At 59.1% G+C, this 21,980-nt stretch carries 18 protein-coding genes; 5 read left to right on the top strand and 13 right to left on the bottom strand.

Annotated elements, in window-relative coordinates; all coding sequences use genetic code 11:
• Positions 1–31 precede the first annotated feature (31 nt).
• From sigX to ppsA, 7 genes are all read right to left on the bottom strand, one after another.
• Positions 32–622: an RNA polymerase sigma factor SigX gene (sigX, locus tag ACZ3HH_RS14720; RefSeq protein ID WP_032834987.1), complete on the bottom strand. Its 591-nt coding sequence runs from the start codon at positions 620–622 to the stop codon at positions 32–34.
• An 86-nt stretch (positions 623–708) separates the two neighbouring features.
• Complete coding sequence (locus ACZ3HH_RS14725) at positions 709–1,533, bottom strand: mechanosensitive ion channel family protein (RefSeq protein ID WP_007902078.1); 825 nt, start codon at positions 1,531–1,533, stop codon at positions 709–711.
• Positions 1,534–1,535: 2 nt separating this feature from the next.
• On the bottom strand, positions 1,536–1,784 hold the full coding sequence (locus ACZ3HH_RS14730) for a CrfX protein (RefSeq protein ID WP_123360047.1): 249 nt from the start codon (positions 1,782–1,784) through the stop codon (positions 1,536–1,538).
• A 63-nt stretch (positions 1,785–1,847) separates the two neighbouring features.
• Positions 1,848–2,843, bottom strand: a complete 996-nt coding sequence (locus tag ACZ3HH_RS14735) for a zinc transporter ZntB (protein WP_465805602.1) — start codon at positions 2,841–2,843, stop codon at positions 1,848–1,850.
• Positions 2,844–2,868: 25 nt separating this feature from the next.
• Positions 2,869–3,360 carry a ribonuclease E activity regulator RraA gene (gene rraA, locus ACZ3HH_RS14740; protein ID WP_465805603.1) on the bottom strand — a complete coding sequence of 164 codons (492 nt, stop codon included), beginning with the start codon at positions 3,358–3,360 and terminating at the stop codon, positions 2,869–2,871.
• A gap of 174 nt (positions 3,361–3,534) precedes the next feature.
• Complete coding sequence (locus ACZ3HH_RS14745) at positions 3,535–4,524, bottom strand: alpha/beta fold hydrolase (protein ID WP_465805604.1); 990 nt, start codon at positions 4,522–4,524, stop codon at positions 3,535–3,537.
• 251 nt (positions 4,525–4,775) lie between these two features.
• Positions 4,776–7,151, bottom strand: a complete 2,376-nt coding sequence (ppsA, locus tag ACZ3HH_RS14750; RefSeq protein WP_465805605.1) for a phosphoenolpyruvate synthase — start codon at positions 7,149–7,151, stop codon at positions 4,776–4,778.
• A gap of 174 nt (positions 7,152–7,325) precedes the next feature.
• Between ppsA and ppsR the strand changes: the two genes are divergently transcribed.
• Positions 7,326–8,144, top strand: coding sequence for a posphoenolpyruvate synthetase regulatory kinase/phosphorylase PpsR (gene ppsR / locus ACZ3HH_RS14755; RefSeq protein WP_007902088.1), 819 nt, complete (start codon positions 7,326–7,328; stop codon positions 8,142–8,144).
• Positions 8,145–8,279: 135 nt separating this feature from the next.
• On the opposite strand, the gene prpD is transcribed toward ppsR, so the two are convergent.
• From prpD to ACZ3HH_RS14785, 6 genes are all read right to left on the bottom strand, one after another.
• Positions 8,280–9,764, bottom strand: coding sequence for a 2-methylcitrate dehydratase (gene prpD / locus ACZ3HH_RS14760; protein WP_465805606.1), 1,485 nt, complete (start codon positions 9,762–9,764; stop codon positions 8,280–8,282).
• 213 nt (positions 9,765–9,977) lie between these two features.
• Positions 9,978–11,168, bottom strand: coding sequence for a 2-methylaconitate cis-trans isomerase PrpF (gene prpF / locus ACZ3HH_RS14765; protein WP_465805607.1), 1,191 nt, complete (start codon positions 11,166–11,168; stop codon positions 9,978–9,980).
• 52 nt (positions 11,169–11,220) lie between these two features.
• Positions 11,221–13,818, bottom strand: coding sequence for a Fe/S-dependent 2-methylisocitrate dehydratase AcnD (acnD, locus tag ACZ3HH_RS14770; RefSeq protein WP_465805608.1), 2,598 nt, complete (start codon positions 13,816–13,818; stop codon positions 11,221–11,223).
• 222 nt (positions 13,819–14,040) lie between these two features.
• Positions 14,041–15,168, bottom strand: coding sequence for a bifunctional 2-methylcitrate synthase/citrate synthase (prpC, locus tag ACZ3HH_RS14775; RefSeq protein WP_465805609.1), 1,128 nt, complete (start codon positions 15,166–15,168; stop codon positions 14,041–14,043).
• Positions 15,169–15,351: 183 nt separating this feature from the next.
• Positions 15,352–16,242, bottom strand: a complete 891-nt coding sequence (gene prpB, locus ACZ3HH_RS14780) for a methylisocitrate lyase (protein WP_465805610.1) — start codon at positions 16,240–16,242, stop codon at positions 15,352–15,354.
• Positions 16,239–16,961, bottom strand: coding sequence for a GntR family transcriptional regulator (locus ACZ3HH_RS14785; protein WP_007902102.1), 723 nt, complete (start codon positions 16,959–16,961; stop codon positions 16,239–16,241). The genes prpB and ACZ3HH_RS14785 overlap by 4 nt, the downstream gene beginning before the upstream one ends.
• A gap of 297 nt (positions 16,962–17,258) precedes the next feature.
• On the opposite strand from ACZ3HH_RS14785, the gene rloA reads away from it, so the two are divergent.
• The 4 genes from rloA (at position 17,259) to pabB (ending at position 21,908) form a co-directional block, all read left to right on the top strand.
• The gene (rloA, locus tag ACZ3HH_RS14790; protein WP_258621002.1) at positions 17,259–17,795 is read left to right on the top strand and encodes a retropepsin-like aspartic peptidase RloA; all 537 of its coding nucleotides are present in this window, start codon (positions 17,259–17,261) and stop codon (positions 17,793–17,795) included.
• 5 nt (positions 17,796–17,800) lie between these two features.
• Positions 17,801–19,336, top strand: coding sequence for an osmotic stress tolerance membrane protein RloB (gene rloB / locus ACZ3HH_RS14795; protein WP_367372283.1), 1,536 nt, complete (start codon positions 17,801–17,803; stop codon positions 19,334–19,336).
• On the top strand, positions 19,336–20,322 hold the full coding sequence (locus tag ACZ3HH_RS14800; protein ID WP_367372284.1) for an alpha-L-glutamate ligase-like protein: 987 nt from the start codon (positions 19,336–19,338) through the stop codon (positions 20,320–20,322). Before rloB ends, ACZ3HH_RS14800 begins: the two co-directional genes overlap by 1 nt.
• Before the next feature lie 248 nt (positions 20,323–20,570).
• Positions 20,571–21,908: an aminodeoxychorismate synthase component I gene (gene pabB / locus ACZ3HH_RS14805; protein ID WP_465805611.1), complete on the top strand. Its 1,338-nt coding sequence runs from the start codon at positions 20,571–20,573 to the stop codon at positions 21,906–21,908.
• Positions 21,909–21,980 lie beyond the last annotated feature (72 nt).

Raw genomic sequence — 21,980 nt, forward strand, 5'->3', positions numbered from 1 at the left:
TTGCCTACACGTAAGAGATATTTGCGCCGAACTAAGTTTCAGCAATGCCTGCAAATTTCTCACGCAATTTGTCTAGAGCGCGTTTGTAACGCATTTTTGTCGCACTCAAACCCATGTGCATTATGTCTGCGATCTCCTGAAATTCCAGCTCTGCGACAAATCGTAGCACCAGAATTTCACGGTCGATCGGGTTCACATACACCAGCCAGCGATCAAGTCCACCCTTCTCCTCGGGTTTCGGCGTCTTTTCTTCAGACGCTTCCTCGAGGGGGTCCAGACTCAAAGCGTCCATCAAGCGACGCTTTCGCCGTTCTTTCCGATACTGCGTGATGCACTCGTTGTACGTGATGCTATACAGCCACGTCTTGAACTTCGATTTGCCCTCGAAGTTCTTCAGGCCGTACAGCACCTTCAACATCACTTCCTGACAGACATCATCTGCGTCACGATCGTTCCCGAGATACCGTGCACAAACGTTAAATAATGTTCGCTGGTAACGCCGCATCAGTTCTTCATAAGCGCGCGTTACGTGAAACAGCTCGGTATGCGAGCGCGCGACCAACTCCTCATCAGAGAGCTCGCGGGGGTCGTAGCGCGTGGAGAGCGATTGAGCTTTATTCAAAACAAGTCTGGCCGACAGTCAGGTCAATGTCCGCCGCAGCCCTTCAGGGCATTTTGCGGCGGCATACATTAGCAGGATTTGCCGGGTTAGCGGCTACTCACATGCTGCTCCAAGAGAATCCGATTCGAGAGAGATACTAGCTCACCCTCATCGGTCAGCACGGTGGTTTTAACCGTGCCGATCTCTTCGATCTGACCTTCGACCTCGCCAACACGCACTTGTTGCCCAACCTGATACAACTCACGCACATAGATTCCCGCAAGAATCTGACCGGCAATTTCCCGGCTTCCCAAACCCATGGCCAGCGCAACCGCCAGACCAACGGTAATCAAGACGATCACGATCACATGGTTGAGCAGGTCTGTCTTGACCTCCAACTGGCTGATCGCAACCGAAATACTGATGATGATCACCAGGCCCTGGGCAATCCGCCCCAGGCCCGCGGCGTAATCAAGCCCTACGCCTTCTGCCGCGCCACGCACCAGCCCATTGGCCAGTTGCGCGAGCAAGACACCCACCAGCAGCACCAGCGCAGCGCCGAATACTTTCGGCAAATACAGCGCCAACATGTCCAGCGTAGCCGAAACTCGCTCAAGTCCAAGTGATTCTGCGGCTGAAACCAGAAAAATCAGCAGAACGAACCAATAGACGATCTTGCCGATCAACGTCGAGATCGGCACCTGAAGGCCGGCGCGGGACAGCAATTTGGTCAGCCCGGTACCACCCATCAGGCGATCGAGGCCCAGTTTGGCAAGCAATTTGGAAAGCAGCGTGTCCAGCAGTTTGGCCACGACAAAACCCAGCAGCAGCACAACCAGTGCGCCGAACAGGTTCGGAATGAAGTTCGCAACTTTGGTCCATAACGCAGTCATTGCAGTGACGAGGCTCTGAGTCCAGAGATCAAGTTCCATATTCAATCAGCCTTATCAGCAGTGCGAGCGGTAGGTTTACGAAGGCGGGAAACCGGCGAGACATGGGCCGATCCGTTATTCAGGGCGATCATCAGCGCGGGCAGCCAACGGCCCAGCAGGCTGAACAGATCGCCGGCACCGACCTGGCGGTTGGCGGTTTTCAGCACGCGACCCAGGCAGGCATCGTCGTCACGGGTGGACGGCGAAGCTTTGAGCATGTCACGCAAAGATTGTTCAAACGGATCGTGCATACGCACCTCTCGTGATATCTGTGAAAGACGCGGTCAAATTTGGTCGGGTCACATGACTCATCATCAGAACCAGCGCAAACGTCGGAATAGCCACCACTGCGCCAGCGCTACCGAACCTGCCAGCAAGCAGGCGATCAGGAAGCCATAAGGGCTGCTGGAGAACGGAATGCCGCCGACGTTGATACCCAAAAGACCGGTCAGAAAACTCATCGGCAAAAAGATCCCGGTGATGATCCCGAAGCGGTACATCGTGCGGTTCATGCGCACGGTCAGACGCCGGTCTTCGGCCTCAAGGACCAGCCCCACGCGCTCCCGGGTCAATTCCAGCTCCTCGAGATAACGGGTCAGGCTGTTGTTCAATTCGTTCCAGTAATCGCCATCGTCTTCGACGAACCACGGCAGCTTTATCCGCGTTAGCTGACCGAAAATATCCCGTTGCGGTGCCAGAAAACGTTTCAGCGCAGCCGCTCTGCGACGGATCTGCAAAACGGCCCCATGCTCCGGTGTATACCGTTCGTCGGTATCCAGCTTTTCTTCTTCCTCATCGACGATTTCCGAGAGGCAGCTGACCAGATCCTGCACTTTATTGGTGAGGTATTGCGCCATATAAAGAATGAGTTCGGAGGCGGTTTTCGGCCCTTTGCCTTCGGCCAGTTGCACCAGCAACTCATCAGTGGCGCGCAACGGCCGCAAACGCAGGGAGATCACCCGCTGGGCCGAACCGAAGATCCGCACCGAGACCATGTCTTCCGGCTCGGCACCAGGATTGAGGTTAATCCCGCGCAGAAACAGCAAAAGCTCGGAGTCCGGCAGCGGCAAAAGACGCGGCCGGGTGTTCTCTTCCAGCAACAAGTCGCAACTAAATTCACTCAGACCGCTGTATTTACGCAGCCAGGTCTGGGTTTGCGGATGACTACGATCCCAGTGCAACCACAGGCTTTCATGGGCCTGCAACTGCAAGTCATCGAGTTCAGTCCGGGCTATCGAACGCGCACCGCCCTTACCGTCCAGCACGAGGGCATGCACCAGCCCCCACTGCGCGTTTTCTTCCTCGAACATCCTCACCCCTTTAATGAAACGCGCTTTATTCAGGCATCTGCAGCGGGCTTGGCGAAATGATCACGCCGTTGTTGTCCGCGTAAACATAGTGACCCGGGTGGAAGGTCACACCCGCGAAGGTCACGGCAATATTGAGTTCACCAACACCGCGCCGGTCGGTTTTCATCGGGTGACTGGCCAGGGCCTGAACCCCCAGATCGGTTTGCGCGATGACGTCGACGTCGCGGATGCAACCGTAGACCACCAGCCCTTCCCAACCGTTACTGGCGGCTTTCTCGGCCAGCAGGTCGCCCAACAGCGCGCGGCGCAGGGAACCGCCACCGTCTACCACCAGTACTTTACCGTTACCCTTGAGCGCGACTTGCTCCTTGACCAGCGAATTATCTTCGAAACATTTGATGGTCACAATTTCGCCACCGAAAGAATCACGGCCACCGAAATTGCTGAACATCGGCTCCAGCACCTGCACCAGCTCCGGGTAGGCGTCGCACAGGTCAGGCGTGATGTAATGGTTCATCGAGAAACTCCTGTGAAGAGGAAGACAATCGAGTAGGCAGCATACGCGGGCCAGGGCTGAACGGCTGCAAACGCGCCGATCGAAACAGTCACCAAAAGTGACCAGAACCGCTTAATGCGTCATATCTTAGCCGCAAGCCGTTTCGAGCGAAATGCCCTTCTTGGAGCATCAGGCTCAAACTGCCGCAGCCAAATCCGGCTTTCCACCCAACAACGGCGTCTGTTGATCCGCCAGCCAACGCGCCACCAATGGCCAGACTTCAGTCTGCGCAGCTTTGCTGACAAGCATTTCCACATGACCGAAATTATCGCCAAAGCCTTGTTCGCGGCCAAGGGTGATGAATTGCTTGTGCTCGGAGCCGACCTGATCGAACAGCTTGCGGCAGGCCCAGGTCGGGTCCTGATGATCGCCCGCGGCACTCACGGCCAACATCGGTAACCGAACCTCGGCCAAACCCGCCCACCAGTCTTTGTCGGCATCGCCAAAACGCCCGAACAGCCCGTACCAGCGCATGCTTTCCAGGGCCAGGCCAATCGGCTCGTCCTCCGGGCCGCGCTTGAGCCGTGAACCTGACAGTTGGGCAAATCGCTTGAGAATGAAGCGCCCGCTCCACTCCACCGGCGGAAACTTCAACGGCCAGTAGGTGCGGCTGACCTGTGTGCCAAAAAACGCCGCAGACGCGACGACAGGCTCGCCGATGTATTCCCCACCCAGCGCCGCCGCCAGCGTAATGCCACCCAGCGAATGACCGATCCAGTGTGGGACCTGGCCGCTTTGTTCGCGCACGAACGCGCCAATGGCCGGCAGATCGTAACGTGCGTAGTCGGCGACGCGGTTCTTGCGATAGTCCTGGTTGCGCTGAGACAGGCCATGACCGCGCATTTCCGGGATCCACACATCGAACCCCAGACGCGTCAGATAAGCCCCCAACCCCAGACCTTTGGGAGAGAACCAGAATCGTCGATTGGAAAAGCTGCCGTGCAACAGAATCACCGGCACACCACGCACCGCCGGCTCATCGGCCAGACCCAGGCGCGTCACAGCCAGTTCGACGGTGCCGTCGGGGCTGTTACCGGGTTTCAAACGATAGACGTCTTCGCTCAGATCACCGCGCCGCTCGGCGCTGATCAGGGCGACAGGAAATAGGTTGCTGCTGCTTTGCATAATGCTCTTGCACAAAAAAGGGCGGCTTCCAGAGGAGCCCGCCCACGAGTCCTATCTCGGCAATGACTGTTCAATTTTGACGGCGTCTTTTGCTGGCATGCTGCGTTGCCGTTCCTCCCCATAGCAAGCTATGACTCGCACGGCGCCTTGCCTGCCAGCAAAATCCACACGTCAAAATTGAACGCATTGCCGAGATAGGACACAGAATCTCTAAAAGGGCCGATCACTGATCGGCCCTTTCACTCACACCATCAAGCCGAAGCTTGACCTTCAGCCAGGAAGAACCAGGTTTCCAGTACGGAATCGGGGTTCAACGAAACGCTTTCGATGCCCTGCTCCATCAGCCATTTGGCCAGATCAGGGTGGTCCGAAGGGCCCTGACCGCAAATGCCGATGTACTTGCCAGCCTTGTTGCAGGCCTGAATCGCATTGGCCAGCAGCTTCTTGACCGCCGGATTACGCTCGTCAAACAGGTGCGCGATGATCCCGGAGTCACGATCCAGGCCCAGCGTCAGCTGAGTCAGGTCGTTGGAGCCAATGGAGAAGCCGTCAAAGAACTCGAGGAATTCTTCAGCGAGGATCGCGTTGGACGGCAGCTCGCACATCATGATGATGCGCAGACCATTCTCGCCACGGGCCAGGCCATTTTCGGCCAACAGATCGATCACTTGGCTAGCTTCGCCCAGTGTACGGACGAACGGCACCATGATTTCAACGTTGGTCAGGCCCATCTCGTTGCGCACGCGCTTGAGGGCGCGGCACTCGAGCTCGAAGCAGTCACGGAACGCTTCGCTGATGTAACGCGAAGCACCGCGGAAGCCCAGCATCGGGTTTTCTTCTTCCGGCTCGTAGAGCTTGCCGCCAATCAGGTTCGCGTATTCGTTGGACTTGAAGTCCGACAGACGCACGATGACCTTTTTCGGGGTGAACGCAGCGGCCAGGGTGCTGATGCCTTCAACCAGTTTGTCGACATAGAAGCCAACCGGATCGTCGTAACCGGCGATGCGCTTGTCGACGCTGTCCTTGATGTCCTGCGGCAGACCGTCGTAGTTCAACAGCGCTTTCGGGTGAACACCGATCATGCGGTTGATGATGAACTCCAGACGGGCCAGGCCCACACCGGCGTTCGGCAGTTGCGCGAAATCGAAGGCGCGGTCCGGGTTGCCGACGTTCATCATGATCTTGAACGGCAGATCCGGCATGGCATCCACGGAGTTTTTCTTGATGTCGAAGCCCAGTTCGCCTTCGAAGATGTAACCGGTGTCGCCTTCAGCGCAGGAAACGGTCACACCCTGGCCGTCTTTCAACAGCTGAGTGGCGTTGCCGCAGCCGACCACGGCCGGGATACCCAGCTCGCGAGCGATGATCGCCGCGTGGCAGGTACGGCCGCCACGGTTGGTGACGATGGCACTGGCGCGCTTCATGACCGGTTCCCAGTCCGGGTCGGTCATGTCGGAAACCAGAACGTCGCCCGGCTGGACTTTGTCCATCTCGGACACGTCCTTGATGATCCGCACCTTGCCGGCGCCGATGCGCTGGCCGATGGCGCGACCTTCCACCAGCACGGTGCCGGTTTCTTTCAACAGGTAACGTTCCATGACATTGGCCGAAGTGCGGCTCTTCACGGTTTCAGGACGGGCCTGAACGATGTAGAGCTTGCCGTCGTCGCCGTCTTTGGCCCATTCGATGTCCATCGGGCACTTGTAGTGCTTTTCGATGATCATCGCTTGCTTGGCCAGCTCGCTGACTTCGGCGTCGCTCAGGCAGAAACGTGCGCGATCAGCCTTGTCCACATCGATGGTCTTGACCGATTTACCGGCCGTGGCCACTTCGCCGTAGATCATCTTGATGGCTTTGCTGCCCAGGTTGCGACGCAGGATGGCCGGACGACCGGCTTCCAGCGTGCCTTTGTGGACATAGAATTCATCCGGGTTCACCGCGCCTTGTACGACGGTTTCACCCAGGCCGTAAGCGCCGGTGATGAACACCACGTCACGGAAGCCCGATTCGGTATCGAGGGTGAACATCACGCCGGCGGTGCCGGTTTCGGAGCGGACCATGCGCTGCACGCCGGCCGACAGGGCAACCAGCTTGTGGTCGAAGCCCTGGTGGACGCGGTAGGAAATCGCACGGTCGTTGAACAGGGAAGCGAACACCTCTTTGGCGGCGCGAATAACGTTTTCGACACCACGGATGTTCAGGAAGGTTTCCTGCTGGCCAGCAAAGGAAGCGTCCGGCAAGTCTTCGGCGGTAGCGGAAGAGCGCACGGCAACGGCCATGTCAGGGTTGCCGGCCGACAGCGTGGCGAACGCGGTGCGGATCTCGGCGTTGAGCTTCTCGGGGAATTCGGCCTCCATGATCCATTGACGGATCTGGGCGCCGGTTTTGGCCAGGGCGTTGACATCGTCGACATCCAGCGCGTCGAGGGCGGCATGGATCTGATCGTTCAGACCGCTCAGCTCCAGGAAATCACGATATGCCTGAGCTGTCGTGGCGAAGCCACCGGGCACCGATACACCGGCACCTGCAAGGTTACTGATCATCTCGCCCAGGGATGCGTTCTTGCCCCCCACATGCTCTACATCATGGACGCCGAGCTTATCGAGGGAAACTACGTACTCTACCAAGGTGATCTCTCCACTAACTGTGTTGGAAAAGCTCAGAAGCCGGCGACTCGGGGGAGCATTTGCCGGCTGTATGGCCTGGACCTGGAAAATAAGTGAGAATGCTGGCCACTGGCGGCCGACAAATCGCGCCTACTATATCCAAGAATCGTCACTAGCTTAAGGCCCAAGGTGCAAATGAAACGATCTGCTTTCTTTATCTCCGATGGCACGGGCATTACGGCCGAAACCCTCGGTCAAAGCCTGTTGGCGCAGTTCGAAAACATTACCTTCAGCAAAATCACGCGGCCCTACATCGACAACGCGGATAAAGCGCGGGCCATGGTACAACAAATCAACAAAGCCGCCGAAAACGATGGTTTTCGTCCGATTATTTTCGACACCATTGTCAATCAGGACATTCGTGAGATCCTCGCAACGTCCAATGGTTTCATGATTGACATTTTCTCGACCTTCCTGGCCCCGCTGGAACAGGAACTGACCGAGCATTCTTCCTACACCGTCGGCAAATCCCACTCCATCGGTGGCAACTCCAATTACATGGAGCGCATCGAGGCGGTGAACTTCGCCCTCGACAACGACGACGGCGCCCGCACGCACTATTACGACAAGGCCGACCTGATACTAGTGGGTGTGTCGCGATGTGGTAAGACGCCGACGTGTCTGTATATGGCGATGCAATTCGGCATCCGCGCCGCCAATTATCCGCTGACCGAAGATGACATGGAGCGCCTGCAACTGCCAACCGCGCTGCGCGCCCATCATCACAAGCTGTTCGGCCTGACCATCGACCCGGACCGCCTCACGGCGATTCGCAACGAACGCAAGCCCAACAGCCGTTATTCGAGTTACGCGCAATGTGAATTCGAAGTGCGCGAGGTGGAGAATCTGTTTCGTCGCGAGAACATTGCCCACATCAATTCCACGCATTTCTCCGTAGAAGAGATCTCAGCGAAAATTCTCGTGGAGAAAGGGGTGGAGCGACGTTTCAAGTAGTTCTCTATTGCCTGCTCTGGCCTCATCGCGAGCAAGCTCGCTCCCACAGCTTTTTCTGGCGTTTGCAAATCTTGCACTCAACCCAAAAATCTGTGGGAGCGGGCTTGCCCGCGATTGAACGATGACGCGGTGTAACTAGATCACAAACAAATCCACAAACCGGTTCACCGGCGTCTCCTCAAGCCGCGCCTGGTCCTTGCACAACGCAAAGATTTCGGCACTGCGCTGCACCGTAAATCGCGTAGCCAGATTGGCCTTGAACTTGTCTTCCAGCAGCGCAATACCATCGGTTCGGCGACGGCGATGGCCGATCGGGTACTCCACCACTACGTTCTCTGTGCTGGAGCCGTCCTTGAAAAACACCTGCACCGCATTGGCGATGGAACGTTTGTCCGGCTCCAGGTATTCGCGGGTGAAACGCGGGTCTTCGACGATGACCATTTTGTCGCGCAGCACGTCGATAATCGGATGCACGGCGTGAAAGTTGTCTTCGTATTGTTCGGCCACCAGATTACCGAATACCAGGGGTACGGCGGTCATGTACTGGATGCAGTGGTCACGGTCCGCAGCGTTGGCCAGCGGGCCGACCTTGGAGATGATGCGGATCGCCGATTCGTGGGTGGTGATGACGATCCGGTCGATTTCATGCAGGCGATTCCTGACCAAGGGGTGGAGGGTAACGGCGGCCTCGCAGGCGGTTTGCGCGTGAAACTCGGCTGGAAAGCTGATCTTGAACAGCACGTTTTCCATCACGTAGCTGCCGAACGGCCGAGAGAATCTGAAGGCTCGCTTGTCTTCAGGCTTGAGCGCCAGATCGCTGTTGGTGTGGCTGAACAGTACGTCGTAGAAACCCCATTGTTTGGCGGTCAGTACACCGGGAATGCCCATCTCCCCGCGCATCGCAATGTCCGCCAGACGCACGCCACGGCTGGACGCATCCCCTGCCGCCCAGGATTTACGCGACCCGGCATTCGGCGCATGCCGATAAGCGCGCAGCGCCTGGCCGTCAGCAAAGGCATGGGACAACGCCGACAGCAGTTGCTCGCGATTGGCGCCCATGAGCTTGGCGGTAACGGCGGTCGAGGCGACTTTCACCAGGATGACGTGGTCGATGCCGACGCGGTTGAAGGAGTTTTCCAGTGCGATCACGCCCTGAATTTCGTGAGCCATGATCATGGCGTCCAGCACCACGCGAATGGTCAGCGGGGTATCGCCATTGGCCAGGCGTTTTTGCGACAGGTGGTCGGCCACCGCGAGAATGGCGCCGAGGTTATCGGACGGATGACCCCATTCGGCGGCGAGCCAGGTGTCGTTGTAATCGAGCCAGCGGACGATGCAACCAATATCCCAGGCGGCTTTGACCGGATCGAGACGGTAACTGGTGCCCGGCACGCGAGCGCCAAAAGGGACGACAGTGCCTTCGACGATAGGTCCCAGGTGTTTGGTGCATTCGGGAAAACGCAGGGCCAGCAGACCGCAGCCGAGGGTGTCCATCAGGCAATTGCGGGCGGTATCCAGCGCCTCGGTAGATTCGATTTTGAAGCTGAGGACGTAGTCGGCGATGTCCTGCAGGACCGTGTCGTAGTCGGGGCGGTTGTTCAGGTCGACGTTGGCGCTCATGTTCGATTCACTCGGTCAGTGGTTCGCTGATGGGACCTCGGTTCAGGATCAATCTTAGTGGGTGATGCCATTCTTGTTATTGAAATGCAGTCCACTGTGGGAGCGGGCTTGCCCGCGATAGCGGTGTATCAGCCAACATAGATATTGAATGTGAAGGCCTCATCGCGGGCAAGCCCGCTCCCACAGGGTTTTGTGTGTATGTCTGGATTGGGGTTAGAAACAATCCCCCGGCACGCGGATGTAACCTTCCATCAACACCCGCGCACTGCGGCTCATGATGGCTTTGTTCACGGTCCATTCACCGTTGACCTGAGTGGCCTCGGCGCCCACGCGCAAGGTGCCGGAGGGATGACCGAAGCGCACGGCGTTGCGTTCGATGCCGCCCGCCGCCAGGTTGACCAGCGTGCCGGAAATCGCCGCCGCCGTGCCGATGGCCACCGCTGCCGTGCCCATCATCGCGTGGTGCAGTTTGCCCATGGACAGCGCACGCACCAGCAAGTCAATGTCGGTGGCCGCAATCGCCTTGCCGCTGGACGCAATGTAATCCGCCGGTTTGGCGACGAACGCCACCTTCGGTGTGTGCTGACGCTTGGCCGCTTCGTCCAGGTGCTGAATCAGCCCCATGCGCAGCGCGCCGTAAGCGCGGATGGTTTCAAACATTGCCAGGGCCTTCAGGTCGCCATTGATGGCGCCCTGCAATTCGGTGCCGGTGTAGCCGATGTCTTCGGCATTGATGAAAATGGTCGGGATGCCGGCGTTGATCAGCGTCGCCTTGAGCGTACCGACGCCGGGTACTTCGAGGTCATCCACGAGGTTGCCGGTGGGGAACATCGAGCCACCGCCCCCCTCCTCTTCCGCCGCCGGGTCCATGAATTCGAGCTGCACTTCGGCTGCCGGAAAGGTCACGCCGTCGAGTTCGAAATCGCCGGTTTCCTGGACCTCACCGTTGGTGATCGGAACATGGGCGATGATGGTCTTGCCGATGTTGGCCTGCCACACGCGCACCACCGCCACACCGTTGTGTGGAATGCGGCTGGCGTCCATCAGGCCATTGCTGATGGCGAATGAACCGACCGCCGCCGACAGGTTGCCGCAGTTGCCACTCCAGTCGACGAAAGGCTTGTCGATGGAGACCTGACCGAACAGGTAATCGACGTCATGATCGGCCTTGATGCTTTTCGACAGGATCACGGTTTTGCTGGTGCTCGAAGTGGCGCCGCCCATGCCGTCGATTTGCTTGTCATAAGGGTCGGGGCTGCCGATCACGCGAAGCAACAAAGCGTCGCGAGCCGGGCCGGGAATCTGTGCCGCTTCGGGCAGGTCTTTCAGGCTGAAGAACACGCCTTTGCTGGTGCCGCCGCGCATGTAGGTGGCGGGAATTTTGATTTGAGGTGCGTGAGCCATATTGATCCTTGTCGGCCAGCGCGGGAGTTCAGATCCCGCGCGGCTCGTCGTGTTAAACGGCAACCGCCGATTCTTCGAGGAAGTCCTGAGCGAAACGCTGCAACACGCCGCCGGCCTCGTAGATCGACACTTCTTCAGCGGTATCGAGGCGGCAGGTCACCGGCACTTCGACGCGTTCGCCATTCTTGCGATTGATCACCAGCGTCAGCGTCGCACGCGGGGTGCGGTCGCCGATCACGTCGTAGGTTTCGCTGCCGTCGATGGCCAGGGTGTGACGGTCGGTGCCCGGTTTGAACTCCAGCGGCAGCACGCCCATGCCCACCAGGTTGGTGCGGTGAATGCGCTCGAAACCTTCAGCGGCGATCGCTTCCACACCCGCCAGACGCACACCTTTGGCCGCCCAGTCGCGGGACGAACCCTGACCATAGTCGGCGCCGGCGATGATGATCAGCGGCTGCTTGCGTTCCATGTAGGTTTCGATGGCCTCCCACATGCGCATGACCTGGCCTTCCGGCTCGACTCGCGCCAGGGAACCCTGCTTGACCTTGCCGTTTTCCTGAACCATTTCGTTGAACAGTTTCGGGTTGGCGAACGTCGCGCGCTGCGCGGTCAAGTGGTCACCGCGGTGCGTGGCGTAGGAGTTGAAGTCTTCTTCCGGCAGGCCCATTTTTGCCAGGTATTCACCGGCGGCGCTGTCGAGCATGATCGCGTTGGAAGGCGACAGGTGATCGGTGGTGATGTTGTCCGGCAGCACCGCCAGCGGGCGCATGCCCTTGAGCGGACGAGCGCCGGCCAGCGCGCCTTCCCAATACGGCGGACGGCGGATGTAGGTGCTCATTTCGCGCCAGTCATACAGCGGCGTGACCTTTGGACCGGTGTCTTCGTGGATGGCGAACATCGGAATGTACACCTGGCGGAACTGCTCCGGTTTCACCGAAGCCTTGACCACTGCGTCGATTTCTTCGTCGCTCGGCCAGATGTCTTTCAGGCGGATTTCCTTGCCGTTCGCGTCCAGCCCCAGCACATCTTTTTCGATGTCGAAACGAATGGTCCCGGCGATGGCGTAAGCCACCACCAAGGGCGGCGAAGCCAGGAACGCGTTTTTGGCGTACGGGTGAATCCGCCCGTCGAAGTTACGGTTACCGGAGAGCACGGCGGTGGCGTACAGATCGCGGTCGATGATTTCCTGTTGGATCAGCGGGTCCAGCGCGCCGGACATGCCGTTGCATGTGGTGCAGGCGAAGGCCACGACGCCGAACCCGAGTTGCTCCAGCTCTTTAGTCAGCCCGGCTTCATCCAGATACAGCGCCACGGTTTTCGAGCCCGGCGCCAGCGAGGATTTGACCCACGGCTTGCGGCTCAGCCCGAGCTTGTTGGCGTTGCGCGCCAGCAGGCCCGCGGCAATCACGTTGCGTGGGTTGCTGGTGTTGGTGCAACTGGTGATGGCGGCGATGATCACTGCGCCGTCCGGCATCTGGCCGGGTACATCGTCCCACTGGCCGGAGATGCCTTGCGCCGCGAGATCGGACGTAGCGACACGGGCGTGCGGGTTGCTCGGGCCGGCCATGTTGCGCACCACCGAGGACAGGTCAAAGCTCAACCCGCGCTCGTATTGCGCGCCTTTCAAGCTATCGGCCCAGAGGCCAGTCTGCTTGGCGTAGTTCTCCACAAGCTGCACTTGCTCGTCTTCACGGCCGGTGAGTTTCAGGTAGTCGATAGTCTGCTGGTCGATGTAGAACATCGCCGCCGTGGCGCCGTATTCCGGGGCCATGTTGGAAATGGTCGCGCGGTCGCCCAAGGTCAGAGCCGAAGCCCCTTCACCGAAAAACTCCAGCCACGCGCCGACGACTTTTTGTTTGCGCAGGTACTCGGTCAGCGCCAGCACCATGTCGGTGGCGGTGATGCCCGGTTGCAGCTTGCCAGTGAGTTCGACACCGACGCTTTCCGGCAGACGCATCCACGATGCACGACCAAGCATGACGCTTTCCGCTTCCAGACCGCCGACGCCAATGGCGATCACGCCCAGCGCATCGACGTGCGGGGTGTGACTGTCGGTGCCAACGCAGGTATCCGGGAAGGCCACGCCGTCACGCACCTGAATCACCGGCGACATTTTCTCCAGGTTGATCTGGTGCATGATCCCGTTGCCCGGCGGGATCACGTCGACGTTCTTGAAGGCTTTTTTGGTCCAGTTGATAAAGTGGAAACGGTCTTCGTTGCGACGGTCTTCGATGGCGCGGTTCTTCTCGAACGCCTCGGGATCGAAGCCACCGCGTTCAACGGCCAGGGAGTGGTCAACGATCAACTGCGTCGGCACCACCGGGTTCACTTGCGCCGGATCGCCACCTTGCAGGGCGATGGCATCGCGCAGGCCGGCGAGATCCACCAGGGCGGTCTGGCCAAGAATGTCGTGGCACACCACGCGGGCCGGGAACCATGGGAAATCGAGGTCGCGTTTGCGCTCGATGAATTGCTTCAGGGATTCAGTGAGCGTGGCCGGGTCGCAGCGACGCACGAGGTTTTCCGCCAGCACGCGGGAGGTGTACGGCAGGGTGTCGTAGGCGCCGGGCGCAATGGCATCGACCGCCGCGCGGACGTCGAAATAATCCAGATGGCTGCCGGGCAGCGGTTTGCGGAATTCAGTGTTCATCGTCAGGACTCGGTCACGGTGGTTTCAAAGGGTGGACGCCTGGCGCAGCTATTGAAGCAAACACAATCCACTGTGGGAGCGGCGGTGCGACGATTCGACTTGCCCGCGATGACTGAGTCACATCCGACAAAGATGTCGACGGACCCACCGCTATCGCGGGCAAGCCCGCTCCCACAGGGTTACTCGTTTTGCCCAATAACCATTACCGGCGCCCTCCCCCGGTCAGCGTTGTTCGATTGGCACGAACTTGCGCTGTTCGACGCCGACGTACTCGGCGCTCGGGCGGATGATGCGGTTGTTGGCACGTTGTTCGAACACGTGGGCCGCCCAGCCGGTCAGGCGCGAGCAGACGAAAATCGGTGTGAACAACTTGGTCGGAATGCCCATGAAGTGGTACGTCGACGCATGGTAGAAGTCGGCGTTCGGGAACAGTTTTTTCTGTTCCCACATGGTCTTGTCGATGGCTTCGGAAACCGGGAACAGCACCGTGTCGCCCACTTCGTCAGCGAGTTTTTTCGACCAGGCCTTGATCACCTCGTTGCGCGGATCGTTGTCCTTATAGATCGCGTGGCCGAAGCCCATGATCTTGTCCTTGCGCGCCAGCATGCCGAGGGTGCCCTCGACCGCCTCTTCAGGCGACGAGAAGCGCTCGATCATTTCCATCGCCGCTTCGTTGGCGCCACCGTGCAGCGGACCGCGCAGCGAACCGATGGCTGCGGTGACGCAGGAATACATGTCCGACAACGTCGAGGCGCACACCCGGGCGGTGAAGGTCGAGGCGTTGAACTCGTGTTCCGCGTAGAGGATCAGCGAAACGTTCATCACCTTGACGTGCAACTCGCTCGGTTTCTTGTCGTGCAACAAGTGCAGGAAATGGCCGCCGATGCAGGCTTCGTCGGTCACGCAATTGATGCGTTTGCCGTCGTGGCTGAAACGATACCAGTAGCACATGATCGCCGGGAACGCGGCCAGCAGGCGGTCGGTTTTGTCGTGTTGCTCGGAGAAGTCTTTCTCCGGTTCGATGTTGCCCAGGAACGAGCAACCGGTGCGCATCACGTCCATCGGATGGGCGTCGGCGGGGATGCGTTCCAGCACTTCTTTCAGCGCTTGCGGCAGGTCACGCAGCTCGCTCAGTTTCTGGGTGTAGGCAGCCAGTTGCGCTTTGGTCGGCAGCTCGCCGTACAGCAGCAGGTAAGCCACTTCTTCAAATTGTGCGTCAGCCGCCAGTTCGCGAACGTCGTAGCCGCGATAGGTCAGGCCTGCGCCCGACTGGCCCACGGTGGACAGTGCGGTTTGCCCGGCAACCTGGCCACGGAGCCCGGCGCCACTGAGTACTTTTGCTTCGGCCATTGCTGTCTCCAGTTTTCTTGAATTTGTTAGGGAATCGGCAAATTGTGTTTCATCAGGTTCTTTGTGATGCCGAAAGATCGCAGCCTCGCTTTGCTCGACAGCTCCTACATTGACCGCGTTCGACAACAGCCCTGTAGGAGCTGTCGAGTGAAACGAGGCTGCGATCTTTTGATCTTTTGTTCTTTATTTCTTCGCAGCAAACAACGCATCGAGCTTCTGCTCGAAGGTGTGGTAATCGATGCGATCGTAAAGCTCCATGCGCGTCTGCATGGTGTCGATGACGTTCTGTTGCGTGCCGTCGCGGCGGATCGCGGTGTAGACGTTTTCCGCGGCTTTGTTCATCGCACGGAACGCCGACAGCGGGTACAGCACCAGCGACACATCGACGGCGGCGAGCTGCTCGGTGGTGTACAGCGGCGTCGCACCAAATTCAGTGATGTTGGCCAGGATCGGCGCTTTCACGCGACTGGCGAACAGCTTGTACATCTCAAGCTCGGTGATCGCTTCCGGGAACACCATGTCGGCACCGGCTTCGATGCACGCGGCGGCGCGATCCAGCGCAGACTCCAGACCTTCCACCGCCAAGGCGTCGGTGCGGGCCATGATCACGAAGCTGTCATCGGTGCGGGCATCGACAGCCGCTTTGATGCGGTCGACCATTTCCTGCTGCGTGACGATCTCCTTATTAGGACGATGACCGCAGCGCTTGGCGCCGACCTGGTCTTCGATGTGAATCGCCGCCGCGCCGAACTTGATCATCGACTTCACGGTACGGGCGACGTTGAACGCCGAAGAACCGAAACCGGTGTCCACGTCCACCAACAGCGGCAAGTCGCAGACGTCAGTGATGCGACGCACGTCGGTCAGCACGTCATCCAGACCGGTAATCCCCAGGTCAGGCACGCCCAGAGAGCCGGCAGCCACCCCGCCACCCGACAGGTAAATCGCCTTGAAACCGGCGCGCTTGGCCAGCAGTGCGTGGTTGGCGTTGATCGTGCCGACCACTTGCAGCGGATGTTCGCTGGCGACCGCATCGCGGAAACGCTGGCCTGGAGTGCTCTTGTTGGAACTCATGACTCACCTCGTTCAGTGGCTGTCGGGTTAGCGCCGTCCTGGTAGTGACGGGCGATATTGCGTTTGGAGGCGCCGATGTGACGGCGCATCAACAACTCGGCCAATTCACCGTCACGGTCGGCGATGGCATCGAGAATTCGGTGGTGTTCGGCAAACGCCTGGCGCGGCCGATTGGGCGTGGTGGAAAACTGGATCCGGTACATGCGCACCAGTTGATAGAGCTCACCGCACAGCATCTGGGTCAGGGTGCGGTTGCCGCTGCCCTGGATGATCCGGTAATGAAAGTCGAAATCGCCTTCCTGCTGGTAGTAACCGACACCGGCCTGAAACGCCGCATCGCGCTCATGGGTTTCCAGCACCCGACGCAGTTCGTCGATTTCTTCGACCGTCATGCGTTCAGCCGCCAGACGGCACGCCATGCCTTCCAGGGATTCGCGAATTTCGTAGAGTTCCAGCAACTCAGCGTGGCTCAGCGACACCACCCGCGCCCCGACGTGCGGCACGCGAACCAGCAGGCGCTGGCCTTCCAGGCGGTGAATGGCCTCACGTAGCGGCCCGCGGCTAATGCCGTAGGTGCGCGCCAGCTCCGGCTCGGAGATCTTGCTGCCAGGGGCGATTTCGCCCTTGACGATGGCCGCCTGAATGCGTCGGAAGACGTTTTCGGAAAGTGTTTCCGAGTCGTCCTGAACTGTGACCGGGGGATCGAGTTGATCCAGCATATTGTCGACACCTTTAAAACCAATGCCGCAAAAACTAGCGAATACGACCGGTTACGTCAAAGGATAATTCGATATTGTCGACAATCGTCTAATAACCCGCTGCACCATAAGGAAGCAACACCTCAAGTTATAGCCGTCGGCCAACGCTGGCGCCATAAACCCACCGTGCTAGAATGCCGCCCGCATTTGCTTGTCATCTGCATTGCCTGTCATAAAAAACGGATAGGCATACGAGGGAGCTTGTGCAGCAATGCCAGGGCCTTGAATTGAAGAACGGACCGCTGCGCACCAGGATTTATGAGACTCAAGCCCTTCACCACATTCCTTTGTCTTTTTGGCCTGCCAGGTTTTGCCGCAGCAGGGGAAAAGACTGTGTACGGCCTCAATGAGTACGCTTCGCTGGACGGCATCAATCTGCAAGTCGCCGCCAAACTCGACACCGGGGCGAAAACCGCTTCTCTGAGTGCCCGCGACATCAAACGCTTCAAACGCAATGGCGAATCCTGGGTGCGCTTCTATCTGGCTATCGACGCCGCGCATTCGCACCCGATCGAACGACCGCTGGCCCGTGTCAGCAAGATCAAGCGCCGGGCCGGTGACTACGACCCTGAAGAAGGCAAGAAGTACACCGCCCGTCCGGTCATCGAGCTGGATATCTGCATGGGTTCGGCGTTACGCAGCATCGAAGTGAACTTGACCGACCGCAGCGCCTTCCAATACCCGCTCTTGATCGGCTCCGAGGCACTCAAGCGTTTCGATGCGCTGGTCGACCCCAGTCTTAAATACGCTGCTGGCAAACCCGCCTGCGCCACCGACGCACATACCGCAGAGTAATTCCAATGCGCTCTCTTACCCTCCATCTGAAATTGCTGATCGCCATCCTGGTGGTGCTGGGCATTTCAGTTACGGCCTATCAGATTTTCGTGCTCGGAATTCCGGTGACCGAAGACGCTACCGACGACTTGTGGAACATCGACGCCAAGGTCGAGTTCGTCGCCAACGCCAAGGATCCGATCAAGATCCAGATGTTCGTGCCACCGCTGAGTCGCGACTACGTGAGCCTCAACGAGAGTTTCATTTCCAATAATTACGGCGTGGCGGTGAACCGTGTCGACGGCAACCGCAAGGTCACCTGGTCGGCGCGTCGGGCCAAGGGCAACCAGACCCTTTATTACCGTCTGGTGTTGACCAAGCGCTACAGCGGCGAAAAATCCAAGGTCAAAGGCCCGACCTTCCGCGACAGCATCACCGTCGAAGGCCCGGAAAAAATTGCCGCCGAAGGCCTGCTCGCGCCGATCCGCCAGCATTCGGCCGACGTCGAAACGTTCATTGGCGAAGCCATCAAGCGTGTCAACAACCTCAATGACGACAACGTAAAACTGCTGCTGGCCGGCGATCCGTCCACCGCGAACAAAGCCAAAATCGTCGAGCTGGTGTTGTCCATCGCCCACGTGCCGGTGGAAAAGGTTCACACCGTTCGCCTGGTGGCCGATCAGCCGCAAATCCCTGAACTCTGGTTGCGCAGCTTCAACGGCACCGACTGGCTGTACTTCAACCCGGAAACCGGCGAACAGGGCCTGCCCACCGACCGCTTGCTGTGGTGGACGGGCGATGAAAACCTGATCACCGTCGATGGCGGCAAAAAAGCCAATGTCACCTTCAGCCTGAACAACAGCGAAATGAACGCCATTCGCCTGGCCAAGCTGACCGACGAAAACTCCGACGCCAACTTCCTCGACTACTCGCTGTACGGCCTGCCGCTGCAAACCCAGCAGACCTTCATGATCATGGTGATGATCCCGATCGGCGTGCTGGTGATCCTGATCCTGCGCAACCTGATCGGCATTCAGACCCTCGGCACCTTTACCCCGGTGCTGATCGCCCTCGCCTTCCGGGAAACTCAGCTCGGTTTCGGTATTGTGCTGTTTACAATCATTACGGCGCTGGGGCTGTCGCTACGCTCCTACCTTGAACACTTGAAGCTGCAAATGTTGCCGAGGCTGTCGGTGGTACTGACCTTCGTGGTGGTGCTGATCGCGGCGATCAGCCTGTTCAGCCATAAACTCGGCCTGGAGCGCGGCTTGTCGGTGGCGCTGTTCCCAATGGTGATTCTGACCATGACCATCGAACGCCTGTCGATCACCTGGGAAGAGCGCGGTGGCGGCCATGCCATGAAAGTGGCGATCGGCACGTTGTTCGCCGCCTCCCTGGCGCACTTGATCATGAGCGTGCCTGAGCTGGTGTACTTCGTGTTCACCTTCCCGGCGATCCTGCTGATCCTGGTGGGTTTCATGCTGGCCATGGGTCGCTATCGCGGTTATCGCCTGACCGAACTGGTGCGTTTCAAGGCTTTCCTGAAGAAGGCTGAAGCCTGATGTTCGGTCTCTGGAAGACCTGGAAAGCCCTGGAGGCCCGGGGCATCATGGGGATCAATCGGCGCAACGCAGACTACGTGCTCAAGTACAACAAGCGCAGCCTGTACCCGATCGTCGATGACAAGATCATCACCAAGGAGCGCGCCATCGCCGCCGGCATCCACGTGCCGGAACTCTACGGCGTGATCTCCACCGAGAAGGAAATCGACAACCTCGGCGAGATCATCGGCGGGCGTACCGACTTCGTGGTCAAACCGGCCCAGGGCGCCGGCGGTGACGGCATTATTGTAATTGCCGACCGCTTCGAGGGCCGCTATCGCACGGTGTCGGGCAAGATCATCAGCCATGAGGAAATCGAGCACCATATTTCCAGCATCCTGACCGGCCTGTACTCGCTCGGCGGTCACCGTGACCGCGCGCTGATCGAATACCGCGTGACCCCGGACCAGATCTTCAAAAGCATCAGCTATGAAGGTGTGCCAGACATTCGCATCATCGTGCTGATGGGCTATCCGGTGATGGCCATGTTGCGCTTGCCGACCCGCCAGTCTGGTGGCAAGGCCAACCTGCACCAAGGCGCCATCGGCGTCGGTGTCGATCTGGCTACAGGCCTGACATTGCGCGGCACCTGGCTGAACAACATCATCAATAAACACCCGGACACCACCAACGCAGTGGACGGTGTGCAACTGCCCTACTGGGACGGTTTCATGAAGCTCGCGGCCGGCTGCTATGAGCTGTGCGGGCTGGGTTACATCGGTGTCGATATGGTGCTCGACCAGGAAAAAGGCCCGCTGATTCTTGAGCTTAACGCCCGGCCCGGGTTGAACATTCAAATCGCCAACGATTGCGGGTTGACGTTGCGTACCCATGCGGTCGAAGCGCGACTGGAAGAATTACAGGCCCGCGGGATAATCGAAACAGCGCAGGAACGCGTGGAGTTCGTTCAGGAAATGTTTGGGCATATTCCTGCGGTTGAGGGCTGACCCTTTGTGGCGAGGGAGCTTGCTCCCGTTGGGTTGCGAAGCAGCCCCAATCCATTCACCCCCAGAGTGTCAGGCAGACCGCATCAGCCGGCTTTACGACTGCTACGCAGCCGAGCGGGAGCAAGCTCCCTCGCCACAAAATGCAATCACCCGCCACAGATATATCTCTTGCCGACATCCCCTCTAGGAGCAAATCCTGCAGAGGACTACAATCGCTCCCCCGCCTCGATGGCTGATCTGCCCCGCCCATGTTGACCTGTTCCGTACACCCGCTGCCCTATCGCGCCAACCCCGCCGAGTACTTCGCGGCGATTCGTCATGCCCCCGGCGCCATGCTGCTCGACAGCGGCCGGCCGAGCGCCGAGCGTGGGCGTTATGACCTGCTCAGCGCCTGGCCGCTGGAGCAATTGGCCGTGTTACCGGATGAAAGCGGCAGCCATTTCCTGCAACGCCTTCGCGACACTCTGACGCGACTCGGCGAAGCCACTGTTCCTTTCGACCTGCCTTTCGCCGGTGGCCTGATCGGTTATCTGAGCTATGACTTCGGCCGGCATCTGGAAAACCTGCCGAGTCAGGCGCGGGACGACCTGCAATTGCCCGACGCACGTTTCGGGCTGTACGACTGGGCCCTGATCAGCGATCACCACCTCGCCACCAGCCAACTGGTGTTCCACCCGGCGTTGATCGACAGCGAACGACAGCGGCTGATCGAATTGTTTGCACAAACTGCACCTCAGAAAATCGAGCCTTTCAAACTGGACGGCCCGATGAGTGCCGACCTGAGCGCCGATGACTATCGACAAGCCTTCGAACGCATTCAGCAGTACATCCAGGCCGGCGACTGCTATCAGGTCAACTTCGCCCAGCGCTTTCGCACGCAATGCCAGGGCGATCCATGGGCCGCGTACTGCGCGCTGCGGGCGGCGTGCCCGACACCGTTTTCCGGCTTCCAGAGCCTGCCCGACGGCGACGCCGTGCTAAGCCTGTCGCCGGAGCGCTTCGTCAAAGTCAGCGAGCGCCACGTCGAAACCCGCCCAATCAAAGGCACCCGCCCCCGCGGCCTGACTGCTGCTGAAGATGCGGCGAACGCCGCCGAACTCCTGGCCAGCCCCAAGGATCGTGCGGAAAACCTGATGATCGTCGATCTGCTGCGCAACGACCTCGGCCGCACCTGCCGCATCGGCTCGGTGCGGGTGCCGGAGTTGTTCAGCCTGGAAAGCTATCCGAACGTGCATCACTTGGTGAGCAGCGTTACCGGTGAGCTGGCGGATGACAAGGATGCGCTGGATTTGATCGCCGGCAGCTTCCCCGGCGGCTCGATTACCGGCGCACCAAAGATTCGCGCGATGCAGATCATCGACGAACTGGAACCGACCCGTCGTGGGTTGTATTGCGGTTCGTTGCTGTACCTGGACGTGCGCGGCGAGATGGACAGCTCCATCGCCATCCGCAGTTTGCTGGTCAAGGATGGGCAGGTGTGTTGCTGGGGTGGCGGCGGGATCGTCGCGGATTCGGACTGGCAGGCGGAATATCAGGAATCGATAACCAAGGTGAAGGTGTTGCTCGATACCTTGCAAAATCTTTAAAAGCATCGCGGTCAAGCCCGCTCCCACAGGTTATGTGTCGAACCATAACTATGCGATCAACACAAATCCTGT

Source organism: Pseudomonas sp. PME37.24/025, assembly GCF_055556615.1.

Coding starts and splice junctions, on each gene's coding strand:
- prpC (WP_465805609.1), bottom strand. CDS start 15,168: ATGGCCGAAGCAAAAGTACTCAGTGGCGCCGGGCTCCGTGGCCAGGTT.
- pabB (WP_465805611.1), top strand. CDS start 20,571: ATGTTGACCTGTTCCGTACACCCGCTGCCCTATCGCGCCAACCCCGCC.
- ACZ3HH_RS14725 (WP_007902078.1), bottom strand. CDS start 1,533: ATGGAACTTGATCTCTGGACTCAGAGCCTCGTCACTGCAATGACTGCG.
- ACZ3HH_RS14730 (WP_123360047.1), bottom strand. CDS start 1,784: ATGCACGATCCGTTTGAACAATCTTTGCGTGACATGCTCAAAGCTTCG.
- rraA (WP_465805603.1), bottom strand. CDS start 3,360: ATGAACCATTACATCACGCCTGACCTGTGCGACGCCTACCCGGAGCTG.
- prpD (WP_465805606.1), bottom strand. CDS start 9,764: ATGAGCGCCAACGTCGACCTGAACAACCGCCCCGACTACGACACGGTC.
- rloA (WP_258621002.1), top strand. CDS start 17,259: ATGAGACTCAAGCCCTTCACCACATTCCTTTGTCTTTTTGGCCTGCCA.
- ACZ3HH_RS14735 (WP_465805602.1), bottom strand. CDS start 2,843: ATGTTCGAGGAAGAAAACGCGCAGTGGGGGCTGGTGCATGCCCTCGTG.
- acnD (WP_465805608.1), bottom strand. CDS start 13,818: ATGAACACTGAATTCCGCAAACCGCTGCCCGGCAGCCATCTGGATTAT.
- prpB (WP_465805610.1), bottom strand. CDS start 16,242: ATGAGTTCCAACAAGAGCACTCCAGGCCAGCGTTTCCGCGATGCGGTC.
- rloB (WP_367372283.1), top strand. CDS start 17,801: ATGCGCTCTCTTACCCTCCATCTGAAATTGCTGATCGCCATCCTGGTG.
- prpF (WP_465805607.1), bottom strand. CDS start 11,168: ATGGCTCACGCACCTCAAATCAAAATTCCCGCCACCTACATGCGCGGC.
- ppsR (WP_007902088.1), top strand. CDS start 7,326: ATGAAACGATCTGCTTTCTTTATCTCCGATGGCACGGGCATTACGGCC.
- ACZ3HH_RS14785 (WP_007902102.1), bottom strand. CDS start 16,961: ATGCTGGATCAACTCGATCCCCCGGTCACAGTTCAGGACGACTCGGAA.
- ACZ3HH_RS14800 (WP_367372284.1), top strand. CDS start 19,336: ATGTTCGGTCTCTGGAAGACCTGGAAAGCCCTGGAGGCCCGGGGCATC.
- ACZ3HH_RS14745 (WP_465805604.1), bottom strand. CDS start 4,524: ATGCAAAGCAGCAGCAACCTATTTCCTGTCGCCCTGATCAGCGCCGAG.